The sequence below is a fragment of the Streptosporangium sp. NPDC000563 genome (genome assembly GCF_040299985.1).
In the GTDB taxonomy this organism is placed as follows: domain Bacteria; phylum Actinomycetota; class Actinomycetes; order Streptosporangiales; family Streptosporangiaceae; genus Streptosporangium.
On the sequence record NZ_JBEPDA010000014.1, the window covers coordinates 181868 to 197936 of the forward strand.

Below are 16069 nucleotides of genomic sequence, written 5' to 3' on the forward strand. Positions count from 1 at the left end.
CGGATCATCCTCCGGAGGTGGCCGTGGGGACCGTGGGGGTCGGCGTCGCGCTGGGCTCGATGCCGGAGACGCCGGGGCCGATGCCGTACTGACCGGCCAGCCCGGTGAGTTGCTCTCGGAGAGCGTAGACCACCACGACCCGTCCTGCGGGCATATCGGCGGTGTCGACGCTGGAGACCTTCTCCGTGAAGGCCGCGTCCTCGCGGAGCGCGGCGATCACCCCGCCGGGCGCGACGGAGGTCTGCGTGCCGGCGATCACGGTGCCCTGGCCCGCGTCGTCGAGGCCGAGCGCCAGCGTCACGAGCGTGCCCGCCTGCGCACTCGCGGTCTCCCCCGCGTACGCCTCCGCCGGGGCGATCATCAGGGCCGTCTCCGCGCGCCTGGCGGGCTCGCCGGTGACGGTGAGCAGGCCGGCGCGCTGGAACGCGTCGAGGATGCCGGCTCCGGACGGGTGCTCCTTGCCCACCTGGCTGGAGTCACTGGTCAGGATCGCACCGGCGAGCACCTCCGCCGCCTTGTCGTGCGCCGTGTCCTCGACGGAGAAGACGGTCTCGGCGGCCTTGGCCCCGACGGCCAGCTTGTCGACGAAGCCCGCCTGGGCGGGGTCGGTGTACCGCTCGGTGAGGGTGATCCGGCCGGTCACGCTCCCCCCGGCCTCCTCGATCGCCTGCTGCGCCGCCTCGCGCACGCTCGCGGTGCTGCCCGGGGCCTCGACGATCACGACGCTCCTGCCGACGAGCGCGTCCTGGACCATCCGGGCGGTGCCGCCGGTCACGAAGGCGTCGTTGGCGGCCTCGCGCTTCTGCAGGGCGTCCACCTGGTCGCGAAGCTCGTTGTTGCCCTCGCGAAGCTGGTTGGCCAGCGACTCGCTCGCCTTGATGACGGGATCTTCGAGCAGGGTGGTGCCGAGCACGATCCCGACCGACAACGCGAGGAAGATCGCGACGATGGAGACGAGGTGATAGCGGAAATCGATCACGAGAAGAGTCCGACCAGCCAGAAGATGAAGCCACTCCAGACGTCGCGGACGCTGTCCAGCCAGATCTTGCCCACCGGGGAGACGACGATCGCCACTCCCATGGTGATCAGCGTGGTGGCGACGAGCAGGAGCAGGGACGGTGTGGAGATCCGGCTGCGATAGAGCCGGCTGACGCCTTTCGCGTCGACGAGCTTGCTGCCCACCCGCAGGCGGGTGAGGAAGGTGCTGGCCATGCCGGAGCGGCCCTTGTCGAGAAACTCCACCAGGGTCGCGTGGGTGCCGACGGCGACGATGAGATCGGCGCCCTTGTCGTCGGCGAGCAGCATCGCGATGTCCTCGCTGGTGCCGATCGCGGGGAAGAGCACCGCGGTGCGGCCCAGTTGCTGGACCCGCTCCAGCCCGGGCGCCCTGCCGTCGCGGTAGGCGTGCACGACCAGCTCGGCGCCGGTGGTGAGCGCCTTGGTGGAGACGGAGTCGAAATCGCCGACGATGATGTCGGGCAGGTAACCGGCCTCCAGCAGCGCGTCGGCGCCGCCGTCCACCCCGATCATGATCGGGCGGTATTCGCGGATGTAGGGGCGGAGGGCGGCGATGTCCTCCTTGTAGTGGTAACCGCGCACCACGATGAGGACGTGCCTGCCCTCCATCACGGTCCGGACGTCGGGGACGCCGATCCCGTCGATGAGGAGGTCGCGCTCACGGCGGACGTACTCCATGGTGTTGGCCGCGAACGCCTCGATCTGCACCGTCAGCCCGGCACGGGCCTCGCTCATCGCGGCCTCGATGGACTCGGCCGTCTGCACGTCGCCCTTGCCCACCACCTCGTCGTCGAGGTGAAGGACGCCCTCGTGCAGCCTGACCAGGTCGCCGTCCTTGATCCGCTCGAACAGCTCGGGGGTGGCGTTGTCGACGAACGGCACCCCCGCCTCGACGATGATCTGCGGGCCGAGGTTGGGGTAGCGGCCGCTGATGCCGGAGGCGATGTTGACGACACCCGCCGCGCCGCACGCGACAAGAGCCTCCGCGCTCACCCGGTCAACGTCAACGTGATCGATAATCGCGATTTCCCCGGCCCTGAGGCGCTTGGTCAGCCTCTTGGTCCGCCGATCGATTCTCGCCACTGCCGTCACCCCGGGAAGGTCCGTGACCTTCCTGCGGCGGAGGTACCTCGTGAGCCTGTCTTGAAGCTCTTCAGTCGGCACCTTCATCACGCCCATCCTGCCAGAGTGAACGACCGGGAGAGCCAAACAGGCGGCAGCGTGTTAGATACGTCACCCGATACTCCTGAGACCTGCTCCCCTGGAACGCGAGGATTACTCCTTCAACCCCCCACGTACCGCCTCGCTTCTCGAATCCGGCGTGTTCGGCCTGTTTCGGGTCACGCCTTGTCGGCGGCGGCGATCGAGAGGAGCTCCTGGGCATGCGCGCGACCCAGCTCGGAGTCCTCAAGCCCGGCGAGCATGCGGGAGAGCTCCCTCGCCCGGCCGTCCTTGTCGAGGGCGATCACGCCGCTGCGCACCACGCTCCCGTCGTCGGCCTTCTCCACGACGAGATGCTGGTCGGCGAAGGCCGCGACCTGCGGCAGGTGGGTGACGACGATCACCTGGGAGGTGCGGGCCAGCCGTGCCAGCCTGCGGCCGATCTCCACCGCGGCCTTGCCGCCCACGCCCGCGTCGACCTCGTCGAAGACGAACGTCGGGACCGGGTCGGCGCCGGCGAAGACCACCTCGATGGCGAGCATCACCCGGCTCAGCTCACCGCCGGAGGCGCCCTTGTTCAGCGGCAGGAGCGGCGAGGCCGGGTGCGGCGCCATGCGCAGCTCGACCTCGTCGACGCCGTGCGGGCCGAACTCGGAGGCGGCGGTGATCGTGACCGCGACCCTGGCGTGCGGCATGGCCAGCGCGGTGAGCTCCTCGGTCACGGCCTGCCCGAACCGCTCCGCGGTCGCCGTCCTGACCCGGGTCAGCTCGGCGGCCAGCTCGGTGAGGCGCGCGGTGAGCTCCTCGTGCTCGCGGGTGAGCTCGCCGATGCGGTCGTCGTCACCGTCGAGTTCCGCCACCCGGGCGGCGGCCCGCGCGGCCCAGGCGAGCACCTCCGCGGTGTCCTGGCCGTATCTGCGGATGACGTGGATGAGCGCGGCCCGTCGCTCCTGCACCACCGCGAGCCTGCCGGGGTCGGCGTCGACCGACTCGGCGTACGCGGCCAGCTCGGTGGCGACGTCGGAGATCAGATAGCCCGCCTCCGCGAGCCGGTCGGCGATCCCGGCGAGCGAGGGGTCGAAGTCGCGCACCGCCTCGACGGCCGCGCGGGCCTCTCCGACCAGCGCGATGGCGTCCGGCATGGCCTGCTCACCGGACATCGGATCGCCGAGCAGTGCCCGGTGCGCCGTCTCCGCGGCGCTCCTGAGGGAGTCGGCGTGGGAGAGCCGCTCCTCCTCCTCGCGCAGCTCGATCTCCTCGCCGGGCTTGGGGTCGGCCTTCTCGACCTCGCCGAGCCCGAACCTGAGCTGGTCGGCCTCCTGTGCGCGTTCCCTCGCCTTGGTGGTCAGCTCGGCCAGCCTCTCCGCGGTCTCCCTGTGCCGCTTGTACGCCTGCTCGTAGGCGCGCAGCGGCTTGACCAGCTCCTCACCGGCGTAGCGGTCGAGGGCGGCCCGCTGACGGCCCGGCTGCAGCAGCCGTTGCTGGTCCATCTGGCCGTGCACGGCGACGAGGTCCTCGGCCAGGTAGGTGAGCGTGCCGACGGGAACCGTCCGCCCGCCCAGCCAGGCACGGCTGCGCCCCTCGACGGAGACCGTGCGCGAGATGATCAGCTCGCCGTCCTCGACCACGCCTCCCACGTCCTGCACCTGCTGGGCGACCCGCCCGGCGGGGTCGACGATCAGCGTGCCCTCGATGGTCGTCTTGCCGGAGCCCGGACGGACGCGGGCGGGGTCGGCACGGCCGCCGAACAGCAACCCCAGGCCGGTCACCACCATGGTCTTACCCGCGCCCGTCTCGCCCGTGACCACGGTGAATCCCGGCGCCAGCTCCAGGACGGCCTCATCGATCACGCCGAGCCCCTGGATACGGACCTCCTCGACTCCAGGTCGCACTGGTCCCTCCCGTCACATCGAATTCACCGAACATCAGTGCGGTGCGCGGGCACGATCCTACGCGCTTGAGGCGTCGCCCGCCCGGACGAACTAGGGCCTCACGCGACCCCGCCACCCCTGTACGGGGAGATCGAACTTCGCGACCAGCCTGTCGGTGAACGGCGCCCCGGTGTCCTCCAGACCGTGCAGCCGCGCCAGCCGTACCGGTAGCTCCGCCCGCCGCAGTTCCACCCTCGCACCGGCCGGCAGGTCGAACCTGCGGCGGCCGTCGCACCACAGCACCGCGCCCGCCGTCTCCGGCTGGACCTCCAGTGCCAGCTTGGAGCGGGGCGAGACCACCAGGGGCCTGGCGAACAGGGCGTGGGCGCTGATCGGCACGAGCAGCAGCGCCTCCACCTCCGGCCACACGACCGGGCCTCCGGCGGAGAAGGCGTACGCGGTCGAACCGGTCGGCGTGGCACAGATCACCCCGTCACACCCCCAGCGTGACAGCGGGCGCCCGTCGATCTCGGCGACCACCTCGAGCATCCGCTCGCTCTTCTCGACGGTGACCTCGTTCAGCGCCCAGCTGTCGGCGAGCAGCTTGCCGTTGAGGCGGGCGGTGACCTCGATGGTCATCCGCTCCTCGACGTCGTAACGGCCGTCCACCACGCTGTCGACCGCCTCCGCCAGGTCCTCCACCTCGGCCTCCGCCAGGAAGCCCACGTGGCCGAGGTTCACCCCCAGCAGCGGCACCCCCGCCGGGCGGGCGAGTTCGGCCGCCCGCAGGAGGCTGCCGTCGCCACCGAGCACGATCATCATCTCGACGGCGTCGACCGCCGCCGGACCCGCGGGTACCACGTCGGTCCCCGCGCAGGCGATCTCCTCGGCCTCGACGCTGAGGACCCGCACGGTCAGCCCGGCGTCCACGAGCCGCTGGATCACCATCCGGGCGCTGTCGACGGCCGCCGCCCGCCCGGTGTGCGCGGTGACCAGCACGGTGCGCTTGGCAGTCATCGACTCTCCTTGAACGTGGAGATCCTCGCCCCGGGTGGGGGAGGAAGCTGGGGTCTGGGTGGCAGAGGATTCGGGAGTTGAGGTCTGGACGGCCGGCAGGTTGCCGGGTGGCGGAGGTCTGGAGGGCCGAGGCCGGGCGCTGAAGGGCCGGGAGCCGGAGAGCTGGGCAGTGGCTACCGGGGGCCTTCCGCCACCGCTCGCTCGATCTCCGCGTCAAGGTCGGGGACCGGCGGAGCGCCCTCTCCCCTGCCCAGCCAGATGACGTACTCGACGTTGCCGGACGGGCCCGGCAGAGGACTCGCGGTCACCCCTCGCACGGTCAGGCCGAGCGTCCGCGCGACTTCGGCCACGTCCCTTACGGCCCCGGCGCGAAGTTCCGGATCGCGGACGACCCCTCCGGCGCCGACCCGCTCCCTGCCGACCTCGAACTGGGGTTTGACCAGCATCGCGAAGTCGGCCCGTTCCGCGGCGCACAGGACGAGGGCCGGCAGCACCAGGCGCAGGGAGATGAAGGAGAGGTCACCGACGATCAGCGTGGGCGCCTCGCCGAGCATGTCGGGTTTCAGGTCCCTGACGTTGACCCGCTCCATCACCGTGACCCTGTCGTCGGTCCGCAGCGACCACGCGAGCTGGCCGTACCCGACGTCGACGGCCAGGACGTGCGCCGCTCCCGCACGGAGCAGTACGTCGGTGAAGCCCCCGGTCGAGGCTCCCGCGTCCAGGCAGCGGCGTCCCTCCACGGTGAGGCCGAGAGGACCGAAGGCCTCCAGCGCGCCGAGGAGCTTGTGCGCGCCCCGCGAGACATAGTCGGGCCCCTCGGCCGCCTCCGCGACCACGATCGCCGAGGCCGTGTCGACCTGGGTCGCGGGCTTCGCCGCCACCTGGCCGCCGACGCTGACCCGGCCGGCCTCGATGAGCTGGGCCGCCTGCTCGCGGGACCGCGCCAGCTTCCGGCGGACGAGCTCGCTGTCGAGACGTGTCCGCCGGCTCACGGGCGCCGATCCCGGGTGCCGTCCACCGACGGGCGCCCCTGCCCGGGAAGAGCGTGCGCCAGGGCCGGTCCCGGCCTTGGTACGCCGCCTGGCCTTGGCAGGCCGCCCGCTGAGGTCGGTTCCCGCTCCGGGGCACCGTGCGCCGGGGCGGTGGCCCGCTCCGGAGGGCTGTCCGGCGAGGCGGACTCCCGCCCCGAGGTACCGTTCACCGCGGCGAGCGCCTGCTCCAGTCCGCTGAACACCTCCTCGAAGACGTCCGCGTGCGCGGAGACGGGCAGAGCGCCGAGACGGGTGAGCCCGCCCAGCGCGGCGTCCGCCCGCTCGTCGCCCGTCTCCTCCAGCAGGTCCGTCATGTGCCCCCTCCGGAACCGCTCCTGGCCGCTTCGGCCGTCATGGTCGTCTTCGCGGCCCTTGCCGCCGTACGAATGCGGCTTCCGCCGTACGAGCGCCACGCTCACTGGCGCCGCGCCCGTGGATTCCCCGACCGTATCGGAAGCCGCGCCCCTCGTCGCCCCGGCGGGCTTTCCCGCCTCCGGCTTTCCCTCGCCATACGCGGGCTCCCCTCCTTGACGGGCTCCCCACGCCGCGAATCCGGCCCCGTCCTTCCCGTGAACGCAGGGGAGTCCGCGAGGGCCGACCCGCACGGGCACGAGGTATTCGCGGCGGCCGATCCGCACGGATACGGGGGATCCGCCGCGGCCGATCCACACAGGTCGGCCCAGGGCGGGCAAGGAAGGGAGAGATCTTCCAAAGATGGGTAAACCGCGAACTATCGCGGGAACCTCGATCGTTGTCATGCCATTAAGGTCGGCGGCCGTCGGCGCATAACCCCGCGATGTCGTGAACGCCATTGCGGAAGCCTCTTTCTCCGGTGCCCCCGCGCCGGATTGCATGCCGTACCCATGTGGAACGCTACCGTCCGTACCTGAAAGGGATTCGGATCGGTCAGGGAGAAGAGAAGGGAGCGCCACGCGATGGCGACCGTCGACGAGTGCCGGGTGGCACTGCGCAAACTCGGCGAGCAGTTCGACGAGGTTGACCGGGAGAGCCGCGACAAGCACGTGGTCGAGCGCAGTATCAGCTGCCACATCAAGGATCTCGGCGTCACCTTCTACGGCCACATCCACCACGGCGGCCTCGGTCCCTTCGAGGATCTTTCCCCGGACGACCGCAGGCAGGCCGAGGTGAAACTGACCATCGGCAGCGATGATCTCATCTCGCTGGTCAACGGGGACCTCGACATGGGACGGGCCGTCTTCGGCGGCCGGATCAAGGTCGACGCCAGCTTCGGTGACCTTCTCCGCCTGCGCAAGCTCCTTTGAGGATCCCGCCCGAAGGCGGGATCACACGGGCGGAGAGGTTCACGCAGGGCGACGGCCCGCCCGGCCCCGGCCTCCCGGCCTGGGCTCGGCATCAAGGGGAGCACGTGAGGTCGCGCCGAGAAGGGGATGACGGAGGCTGGGCGGCCGTTGGAGGAGGCCGGGGTCGAGCGGTCGTCTCAGCCGGAGCGCGAGGCCCGTGGCGAGAGCGCGGAGTCGAGTGCCGCCTTCACCGCGTCCTCGTCCGCCCGGCCCTCGCCCACGGCCTCCCAGGTCGCCGCGGAGGCCGCGCGGAGCCCGTCAAGCGGCCCACCCCCGCCTTCGAGGGTGAGCACGCCCTCCTCCCAGCGGGCCGTCCACCCCTCGCAGGTCCACCCGTCCGTGATCCTCCGCACCTCGGGGTAGGGCCGGTGCAGGTCGGACAGATCAGCGGCGACGTAGGTGGGCCGGTGCCGGGGAGCGGCGGTCAGCACGTCGAGCGGGCCCGCCACTCCCGTCAGGACCAGCAGACTGTCCACCCCCGCGTTGGTCGCTCCCTCGATGTCGGTGTCGAGCCGGTCACCGACCACCAGAGGCCGCTGCGATCCGGTGCGGAGCATCGACTCGCGGTGCAGGGGCGGCTCGGGCTTGCCCGCGACGATCGGCTCCACCCCGGTCGCCGTGGCGATGACCCTGACCATCGAGCCGTTGCCGGGAAGCTCCCCCCTGCCCGTCGGCATGGTCGAGTCGGCGTTCGCGGCGACGAAGAGGGCTCCCCCTCTCACCGCGAGCGTGCCCTCGGCCAGCAGACCGTAGGAGAGATCGGGAGCGATGCCCTGGACGACCGCGACCGGCCCTTCCAGGGCGGTGCTGACCGGGCGCAGTCCGTGGACGCGCAGTGCGGAGCGCAGCCCCATCCCACCGACCACCAGCACCGCGGCGCCCGGTTCGACCCGCTCGGCCACGACCCGCGCGGCGGCCTGGGCGGAGGTCACGACGTCCTCGGGTTCCGCCGGGGCGCCCAGCGCGCGCAGGTGCTGGGCGATGGCCGCGGGGGTGCGTGAGGCGTTGTTGGTGACGTAGGCGAGACGTACACCACCCTCCCCCGCCCGGCGCAGGGACTCCGGGGCCGCCGGTACGGCGTTGCGCCCGAGGTACACCACCCCGTCAAGGTCAAGGAGAAGGGTGTCATACGGGTCGATCAGCGTATTCGTGTCCACCGGCCCATTTCATCACCCACGTTCCACCGCCCGCACCGCTCCCATGCGGCGGAACCGCCTGGATCACGTCCTGCGAACCCGCACGGATCAACCGGGCGAGCATCCTCGGGGCGTACCGGCAGGGCACCCACCGGTCGCGCCGGCAGCAGGAACCGATCACACCGGCAAGGTCGGCACCGATCACATCCTGCGGGCGTTCGGGATCACAACGGCGAACTCGTACGGATCACATCCTGCGGGCACGCAACGTGGCGCGAACACTTTTCAGCGCGGAAACATAGTGCCGCAGGTCGGGCCGCATCGCGACGGCGATCGCCAGTGGCTCCTGAGCCCCCTCCATGTCCCCGGTGCGCCACAGGGCGAGCCCAAGACCGAAATACGCGTAGTCCTCAGCCGGATTGGCGTCGATGATCCAGCGAAAGCTGTCGACGGCGTCTGCGTACTGCCGGGAGTTGAACTGTGCTCGGGCGAGGGCCTCCCGGATGCTCCGCGACTCCGGCTCCGCGTCGGCCGCCCGCTCCAGCAGCGCGGCCGCCGCCGCCGGACTGCCCTCGGCCAGCAGTTTCGTCCCTCGTTGAAACCATTCGTAGACGTCCCCGGCCGGAGCGCCCGTCTCGGGGCTGGGGGAATCAGACGGACCGCCACGTCCTTGGACCATTGTGTGAGGCCTCCTTCATCGACAGACGACAGATCTGGCCGATTTCCTGACGGACCAGGCACCATCGCAGACTCGAAGCGGCCCCCGGCCGTTTCAGGCCTTTATGGCAGCATGCCCTCTATGGCGAATCCTGAACTGCCGATACCCGGCGGGCTGGTGCTGCGCCCGTTTCACGGCGTGCGGTTCACGGTCGACGATCTGGCCGGAGTCACCTCCCCGCCGTACGACCTCATCGACGAGGCCGAGGTGCGGAAGCTGCTCGACCTTCACCCCAACAATGTGGTGCGTTTGATCCTTCCCGGTACCGACCATCACAAATACGCCGAGGCGCGGGAGACTCTTCACCGGTGGCTCTCCCACGGGGTGCTGACCGCCGACGAGACACCCGCGGTCTACATCTACGAGCAGTCGGGTCCTGGCATCCTGCAGCGCGGGATCATCGGTGACGTGGGCCTGGCCGGTCCGGAGCTGGGCATCATCCTTCCTCACGAGAACGTGATGCCCGGACCGGTCGCCGATCGGCTCGCGCTGATGCGCACCACGCAGGCCAACCTGGAACCCATCTTCCTGCTCTACGACGGTGCGGGCGGCGCCACCACACACCTCGTCGACCGCATCGCCGCGTCCCGGCCCCCTCTGGCGGAGACGGAGACCGAGGACGGGGTCAGGCACCGGCTGTGGGCCGTCACCGACACCGGCGAACTCGCCTCCATCGACGCCGACCTCCGCCCCCGCCAGGCCCTGATCGCCGATGGGCACCACCGCTACGCCACCTATCTCGCGCTCCAGCGAGAACACCGCGCCTCCGTCACTGCCTCCGTCACGAGTGACGCCGCGACAACCACCTCCATGAAACCCACGACAGCCGTGGAATCGGTGACGCCCATGACGGACGGCACCCCTGCGGAGTCGGCGGAAGCCACGAATCCCGGGAAACCCGCTAAAGCCACGGCCTCGGTGAGCCCGGTGGAACCCACGGAAGCGGTGAGCCCGACGAGCCCTCCGGAGCCCGGTCCGTGGGACTTCGGTCTCGCGCTCCTGGTGGACTCCAGCGCCTACCCACCGGATCTGAAGGCCATCCACCGGGTCATTCCCGGACTGCCGCTTGAGGAGGCGCTGGCCAAGGCGAGGGGCTCGTGGCAGGTGCACGACCACGCGGACCTGGCCGAAGGTCTGGCCGCACTGGAGGAGACCAGCGGACCGGCCTACCTGCTGTCCGCCGGCGGGTCCGCACACCTTCTCACCGACCCCGACCCCGACCAGCTCGAACACGCCATGCCGTCCGAGCACTCGGCCGGGTGGCGGGCGCTGAACACCTCCATCCTCGCGGAGTTTCTTCTGCCGAAGGTGTGGGGGATGCGGGACGACGAACAGTCGGTGCGCGTCGTCCACCACGACCCGGAGGCCGCCGTACGGCTCGCGCGGACGTCCGGTGGGACCGCGGTGCTTCTGCGCCCGCTCGCGGTCGACGAGGTGCTCGCCGTCGCGGCTCAGGGGGAACGAGTGCCTCGCAAGTCCACCTCCTTCGGTCCGAAGCCCAGAACCGGTCTGGTTCTGCGCACGCTCACCCCGAGACTGACACCTTCCGAAGAAAACCCGCCCTCCGCGAAGTCAGGATCCTGAAACTCAGGAGGGCCGGACCCCTGAGAAGAGCCGGATGCCGCGGAAACTCCGAAACCCTGCGTTTCCCGGGCCTTGCAGGTCGGTGGAGGTCGGTCCGAGATCTCAAAAAGCCAGTCCGACATCTCGAAATCCTGCATGCCCTGGAAGTAGGGCGTCAGTTACCCGATCTCGCCGAGGTGAGCCGCGGCTCCTCCCCCCGGTCCCGTGGCCCCCTCCTCGCATGCAGGAGTGAGCGCACCGGCCGAGGCGGGACGGGCACGGGAACCTCCTCGTCACAGGCCAGGATCGTGATGACCTTACGCTCAAGACGTCTCACCGAACGCACTTCGACCTCGTAGCCGGACGACTTGGCCCCTTCGCTTCCCCACCATCTCCGACGCAGCGAACCCGTCACCTCGACGATGTCATCGGGAAGCCAACCGGCCACGGCCTCGATGACGTCGGTCTCGAACGACGCGCACGGAATGGTGTCGACCCGGGCGCCACGCCCGCGGTGTCGCCGCCGGACGATGAGCCGCCAGGTGCCGAGCGTGCCTCCGCTCTGCAACGCCCTGATGTGGGCCACCTCAGGTAGGCGGCCCACGAGAATGACCTCGTTACGATCCATGCGATCCTCCCTCGATCCTGCCTGTCGAGGACGACTCTCTACGATGTGAGCTGCACCGGAATGGCCGAATACTGTTCTGTGGATACCGGTTCCAGTTATGAGGTGGCCTGTGGACAACATCACCGCCCTCGGCGGGGACGTCTATGAGATCGATACGAGGATGGCCGGGTACTCCAGCATCACGGCCGGATACCTGATCCTTGGAGACCGTCCCTGCCTGGTTGAGACCGGCACCTCCACCTCCGCCCCCGTGGTGCGTGATGCCCTCACCTCGCTGGGCGTCGGACCCGGAGATCTCGCCACGGTCGTCGTCACGCACATCCATTTGGATCACGCGGGCGGGGTCGGCGACATCGCCGGTTTCTACCCGAATGCGGAGATTGTGGTTCACCAGAAGGGTGCACGACATCTCGCCGATCCATCCAGGCTGATGGCGAGCGCGCGAATGGTCTGGGGCGACAAGCTCGACACCCTGTTCGGCGAACTCTCCCCGACAGAAGCCTCGCGGATCCGCGCGCTCGACGACACCGACACGATCGACCTCGGCAACGGTCGTACCCTGAACAGCCACTACTCCCCGGGGCACGCCAAACACCATGTCGGACTCATCGACTCCGGCACCGGAGACCTCTACGTCGGCGACGCGGCCGGGGTCTACCTTCCTGAGACGGGCGACCTGCGTCCCGCCACGCCTCCGCCGGACTTCGACCTGCGGACCGCGCTGGACTCGATCGCCCTGTTCAAAGCACTGGGCCCGCAAAGGCTGCTCTTCAGTCACTACGGACCGGTCACGGATGTGGAGGAGATCCTGGGACGCTCCGCCGAGGAGCTTCGTGTCTGGGTCGACCTGACCCGTCAGGCCCACACGGAGGGCATGGACCTGGATCACGCCGTTGCCATGGTCAGGGAGCGCACCCGCGACCGTTACGCGGCTTTGAAGACGGACGAGGCGACCGCCGAACAATTCGAGCTGCTGAGCGGCGCCCCGTCCAACGTGGCCGGAATCCTGCACTGGCTGGATCGAATCCAGCCGTGAAAACGTGCCCCGCAAGGCTCGGAGCCGTTGTGACTCCTCCGCTCCCCGAAAGAAGCGGCTTCTCGCCTCCCTCCGTCGAGGTAGGCGACGGCCAAGCCCTGACCGTTTCAAACACAGGAGCGGTGACAGGGAAGCGATTCACCGGGTAAACCTGGCAGTCCCCTCGCCGAGAACGATGGAGACACCTCCCGCATTCCGGGCGCACAGCTCGTCCACCCGGAATGCGGCGAAGGTTCCCTGGACTTACTTCTTCTCGGCCTTGCCCCGGCCCTGCTCGTCGTCCTCGCGCTGATCCTCGTCCTCATCGGAGTCGGTGTCGGAGGCGTCACTCAGAATGTCGCCGAAGTCGGGCTCGATGAAGGCAGGGCCGACAGCGTGCTCCACCTTGCCCGGCTTCTCCTCCGTCTTCCGCTCGGCGTCGGCCGCCTCGCCCTCGGAAGAGACCTTCTCGGGGGAGCTCACCTCGGCAGAGTGCTCTTCGTCGACGGAACCGTTGTCCTGAGCGTCATCGGCGGTGGGACGGTTCGCGTCGAAGTCGTCGTCAAAGAGATCGTCTTCGGCCTCGATCTCCTCGTCCAGAGCCGCGACGTCGTCGATATCGGCGTCATCGTCGACGTTGACGTCATCATCGCCCTCGGCCTCGGCGTCATCGTCGGCGCGGGTGTCATCGTCGACGAAGACTTCCCCGTCCTCGATGTCGTCCTCTTCGATGTCCTCGATGTCCTCGATGACAGCGCCCGTCAGCTCCGCGTAACGCTCGGCCGCGTCGGTCTCGCCGTCCTCGTCGAAGGTCATCGCCCGGCCGAACCACTCCGTGGCCGGCCCCGCGTGACCGGCCGCGGACAACGCGTCGGCGTAGGCGAAGGCGAGACGGGCCGACCAGGGCTGGGGACGGGTGTCACGCAGCTCGGGAAGGCGCTGGAGGGTGATGACCGCGGCGTCGTTCTGACCGAGGTCTCTCCGGGCGCCGGACTCCACGATGGCGAGCTCGATCTTGCCGACGCGGTCGAGTCGCTCGGCCTCCTTGGAACGGACCAGGTCAAGCGCACGCTCGGGGCGGCCAAGACCGCGCTCGCAATCCGCCATGATCGGCAGGAACGAGTCGGAACCTGTCATCCGGCGAGCCGCGCGCAGATCGCTGAGCGCCTCGGAGAAGTGGCCTGCACGGTAGGCCGCGATACCGACGGCCTCACGGATCACTCCGATCCTGGCCGCGAAGCGGCGTGCGACCTTCGTGTGCTCGTAGGCCCGCTCCGCGTCGTCCTCGCCAAGGGCCCTCTCGGCCGCCACGAGATGGCGGGAGATCAGATCCGCGAGGTCGAGCGGAAGAGAACGCAGCTCTTCGCGGATCTCCTTGTCGAGCTCCTCCGCGGTGATGTCCGGCGCGAGCTCGGGCAACTCCTCACGCTGGCCGCCGGGAGCCTCGTCGCGCCCCCCGGACCGGTCGTCCCGGCCATAGCGGGTGCGAGAACCCTCACCGTCGCGGTCGCGGTTCCCGAAGGGACGACCGCCGCCCGGACGATCGTCACGGTTGAACGGCCTGCGCTCACCACCGCGGTCGTCGCGGTTGAACGGAGGACGGTCACCACCGCGGTCATCACGGTTGAACGCGGGACGATCCCCGCGATAGCCACCACCAGGACGATCATCCCGGTTGAAGGACCTGCGCTCACCATCCGGCCGCGAACCGTAGCGGCTACGAGTCTGGTCGCGATCACCGTACGAACGACGCTCGCCACCACGATCATCACGGCTGGACGACGGCCGATCATCACGGTTGAACGGAGGACCATCCCCCCCGCGGCTGTCACGGTCGAACGACCTGCGGTCACCACCGCGATCATCACGGTTGAACGACGGCCGATCTCCGCGATAGCCGCCGCCCGGACGATCGTCACGGTTGAACGGCCTGCGCTCGCCACCGCGGTCGTCGCGGTTGAACGGAGGACGGCCACCACCGGGGCGATCGTCGCGATTGAACGGCCTGCGCTCACCGCCATCGGGACGCGAACCGTACTGACCACGCGACTGGTCACGGTCACCGTACGAACGACGCTCGCCACCACGATCGTCGCGGTTGAACGACGGCCGATCCCCGCGATACCCGCCACCAGGACGATCACCGTACGAACGACGCTCGCCACCGCGGTCGTCGCGGTTGGACGGAGGACGGTCACCACCGCGGTCGTCGCGGTTGGACGAAGGACGGTCACCAGCGCGGTCGTCGCGGTTGAACGCGGGACGATCCCCGCGATACCCACCACCGGGACGATCGTCACGGTTGAACGGCCTGCGCTCACCACCGCGGTCGTCGCGGTTGAACGGAGGACGGCCACCACCGGGGCGATCGTCGCGATTGAACGGCCTGCGCTCACCTCCATCGGGACGCGAACCGTACTGACCACGCGACTGGTCACGGTCACCGTACGAACGACGCTCGCCACCACGATCATCGCGATTGAAGGGCCTGCGCTCGCCACCACGGTCGTCACGGTTGAACGGAGGACGGCCACCACCGGGACGATCGTCGCGGTTGAACGACGGCCGATCCCCGCGATACCCGCCACCAGGACGGTCATCACGGTTGAACGGCCTGCGCTCACCACCACGATCATCACGGTTGAACGGAGGACGACCGGAACCGCGGTCGTCACGGTTGTAGGACGGCCGGTCGCCACGATCACGAGCTCCGTAGGAGCCACCGCGAGACTCGCGGTCACCATAAGAACGCTGGCCCTCGCCACGCGGTCCCGAGGACCTCTGCCCGCCCCCTGAGCGGTCGTCACGGTTGAACGGAGGACGACCGGAACCCCGGTCGTCACGGTTGTAGGACGGCCGGTCGCCACGATCACGAGAGCCGTAAGAACCACTCGGGCGCCCTTCTCGGCGCTCACCATACCGGGGACCGTCACCCGGACGTCCCCTGTCACCACCTGCGCGATCGCTGCGGCGGCCTCCCTGGCCGCCGGATCCGCGGTTTTCGCTCTCTTCGCGACGGCCCGCGCCCTCAGGCCCGTTGTCACTGTTCACTTCTGGTCCATTCGTTGGGTCACTCTGCGAGCGCGTCCCATCTCCTCGTTCGGATGAGACGTTCGCTATCCGGGCGGTCTCCGGCCGCGGGGTGCGCCCCGTTCGCTATCGCTGCCCCGCCCCTATCGTGGTCTGGCGCGACGAAGGCCACCCGCTGGTGGGGTGGCCCGGCCCTTCCAGCCTAGCAAGCCCTTGAAAGTCCATACGCCCTTCCCCTGCACCCATGAATGATCATGGACATCACGGCGGGCCCTTCGCGGATGGCTTTTAAGAGAATCTCGGAGCCATCCCAGCTGCCGGCCGGTACCTTGACCGCAGGAGTCGAAGATCACTTGGCTAACACTGCTCATAACGCAAAAGGGCCCCCTCAGCGGAAACCCACACGCCGAAAACCTCGAGCCCCGGCCTTCCAATACCCCGAGCGTCCTTTGGATGGCCCTGGGGCATCGCTTGAAAAAGGCCCTGGAAAGCACGAAAGGCCCCCACCAACGGTGAGGGCCCTACGTGAAAGATTGTCCGGCGGTGACCTACTCTCCCAC

14 protein-coding genes are annotated in these 16069 nt (G+C 69.5%); 4 read left to right on the top strand and 10 right to left on the bottom strand.

The annotated features are described in order from the left end of the window. Positions 1 to 4 precede the first annotated feature (4 nt). The 6 genes from ABT352_RS27390 to ABT352_RS27415 form a co-directional block, all read right to left on the bottom strand. On the bottom strand, positions 5 to 979 hold the full coding sequence (locus ABT352_RS27390) for a copper transporter (protein WP_350947799.1): 975 nt from the start codon (positions 977 to 979) through the stop codon (positions 5 to 7). Beyond that, positions 976 to 2187: a putative cytokinetic ring protein SteA gene (gene steA / locus ABT352_RS27395; RefSeq protein WP_350947800.1), complete on the bottom strand. Its 1212-nt coding sequence runs from the start codon at positions 2185 to 2187 to the stop codon at positions 976 to 978. The genes ABT352_RS27390 and steA overlap by 4 nt, the downstream gene beginning before the upstream one ends. A 170-nt stretch (positions 2188 to 2357) precedes the next feature. After that, on the bottom strand, positions 2358 to 4070 hold the full coding sequence (recN, locus tag ABT352_RS27400) for a DNA repair protein RecN (protein WP_350947801.1): 1713 nt from the start codon (positions 4068 to 4070) through the stop codon (positions 2358 to 2360). 90 nt (positions 4071 to 4160) lie between these two features. Then, entirely contained in the window at positions 4161 to 5066 is a 906-nt protein-coding gene (locus ABT352_RS27405) for an NAD kinase (protein WP_350947802.1), read from the bottom strand. 173 nt (positions 5067 to 5239) lie between these two features. Continuing rightward, positions 5240 to 6058, bottom strand: a complete 819-nt coding sequence (locus ABT352_RS27410) for a TlyA family RNA methyltransferase (RefSeq protein WP_350947803.1) — start codon at positions 6056 to 6058, stop codon at positions 5240 to 5242. After that, positions 6055 to 6411, bottom strand: a complete 357-nt coding sequence (locus ABT352_RS27415) for a hypothetical protein (RefSeq protein ID WP_350947804.1) — start codon at positions 6409 to 6411, stop codon at positions 6055 to 6057. The genes ABT352_RS27410 and ABT352_RS27415 overlap by 4 nt, the downstream gene beginning before the upstream one ends. Before the next feature lie 621 nt (positions 6412 to 7032). Here ABT352_RS27415 and ABT352_RS27420 point away from each other — a divergent pair. Further along, positions 7033 to 7380 carry an SCP2 sterol-binding domain-containing protein gene (locus ABT352_RS27420; RefSeq protein ID WP_350947805.1) on the top strand — a complete coding sequence of 116 codons (348 nt, stop codon included), beginning with the start codon at positions 7033 to 7035 and terminating at the stop codon, positions 7378 to 7380. 176 nt (positions 7381 to 7556) lie between these two features. On the opposite strand, the gene ABT352_RS27425 is transcribed toward ABT352_RS27420, so the two are convergent. Next, positions 7557 to 8576: an HAD-IIA family hydrolase gene (locus tag ABT352_RS27425; protein ID WP_350947806.1), complete on the bottom strand. Its 1020-nt coding sequence runs from the start codon at positions 8574 to 8576 to the stop codon at positions 7557 to 7559. Positions 8577 to 8802: 226 nt separating this feature from the next. Continuing rightward, entirely contained in the window at positions 8803 to 9234 is a 432-nt protein-coding gene (locus ABT352_RS27430) for a tetratricopeptide repeat protein (protein WP_350947807.1), read from the bottom strand. Between the two features lie 120 nt (positions 9235 to 9354). Between ABT352_RS27430 and ABT352_RS27435 the strand changes: the two genes are divergently transcribed. Then, complete coding sequence (locus ABT352_RS27435) at positions 9355 to 10857, top strand: DUF1015 family protein (RefSeq protein WP_350947808.1); 1503 nt, start codon at positions 9355 to 9357, stop codon at positions 10855 to 10857. A gap of 154 nt (positions 10858 to 11011) precedes the next feature. Here ABT352_RS27435 and ABT352_RS27440 read toward each other — a convergent pair whose 3' ends face one another. Further along, positions 11012 to 11464, bottom strand: coding sequence for a single-stranded DNA-binding protein (locus tag ABT352_RS27440; RefSeq protein ID WP_350947809.1), 453 nt, complete (start codon positions 11462 to 11464; stop codon positions 11012 to 11014). 97 nt (positions 11465 to 11561) lie between these two features. Between ABT352_RS27440 and ABT352_RS27445 the strand changes: the two genes are divergently transcribed. Further along, the gene (locus ABT352_RS27445) at positions 11562 to 12500 is read left to right on the top strand and encodes an MBL fold metallo-hydrolase (RefSeq protein WP_389775730.1); all 939 of its coding nucleotides are present in this window, start codon (positions 11562 to 11564) and stop codon (positions 12498 to 12500) included. A 243-nt stretch (positions 12501 to 12743) separates the two neighbouring features. Here the strand turns inward: ABT352_RS27445 and ABT352_RS27450 are convergent, their stop codons facing one another. Further along, positions 12744 to 13790, bottom strand: a complete 1047-nt coding sequence (locus ABT352_RS27450) for a hypothetical protein (protein ID WP_350947811.1) — start codon at positions 13788 to 13790, stop codon at positions 12744 to 12746. Between ABT352_RS27450 and ABT352_RS27455 the strand changes: the two genes are divergently transcribed. Next, positions 13737 to 15275, top strand: coding sequence for a hypothetical protein (locus ABT352_RS27455; RefSeq protein WP_350947812.1), 1539 nt, complete (start codon positions 13737 to 13739; stop codon positions 15273 to 15275). The genes ABT352_RS27450 and ABT352_RS27455 overlap by 54 nt on opposite strands. Positions 15276 to 16069: the final 794 nt, after the last annotated feature.

Excerpts from the sequence above, each read along its gene's own strand:
- steA (WP_350947800.1), bottom strand. The coding sequence starts at position 2,187 with ATGAAGGTGCCGACTGAAGAGCTTCAAGACAGGCTCACGAGGTACCTC.
- ABT352_RS27405 (WP_350947802.1), bottom strand. The coding sequence starts at position 5,066 with ATGACTGCCAAGCGCACCGTGCTGGTCACCGCGCACACCGGGCGGGCG.
- ABT352_RS27415 (WP_350947804.1), bottom strand. The coding sequence starts at position 6,411 with ATGACGGACCTGCTGGAGGAGACGGGCGACGAGCGGGCGGACGCCGCG.
- ABT352_RS27420 (WP_350947805.1), top strand. The coding sequence starts at position 7,033 with ATGGCGACCGTCGACGAGTGCCGGGTGGCACTGCGCAAACTCGGCGAG.
- ABT352_RS27430 (WP_350947807.1), bottom strand. The coding sequence starts at position 9,234 with ATGGTCCAAGGACGTGGCGGTCCGTCTGATTCCCCCAGCCCCGAGACG.
- ABT352_RS27435 (WP_350947808.1), top strand. The coding sequence starts at position 9,355 with ATGGCGAATCCTGAACTGCCGATACCCGGCGGGCTGGTGCTGCGCCCG.
- ABT352_RS27440 (WP_350947809.1), bottom strand. The coding sequence starts at position 11,464 with ATGGATCGTAACGAGGTCATTCTCGTGGGCCGCCTACCTGAGGTGGCC.
- ABT352_RS27445 (WP_389775730.1), top strand. The coding sequence starts at position 11,562 with ATGAGGTGGCCTGTGGACAACATCACCGCCCTCGGCGGGGACGTCTAT.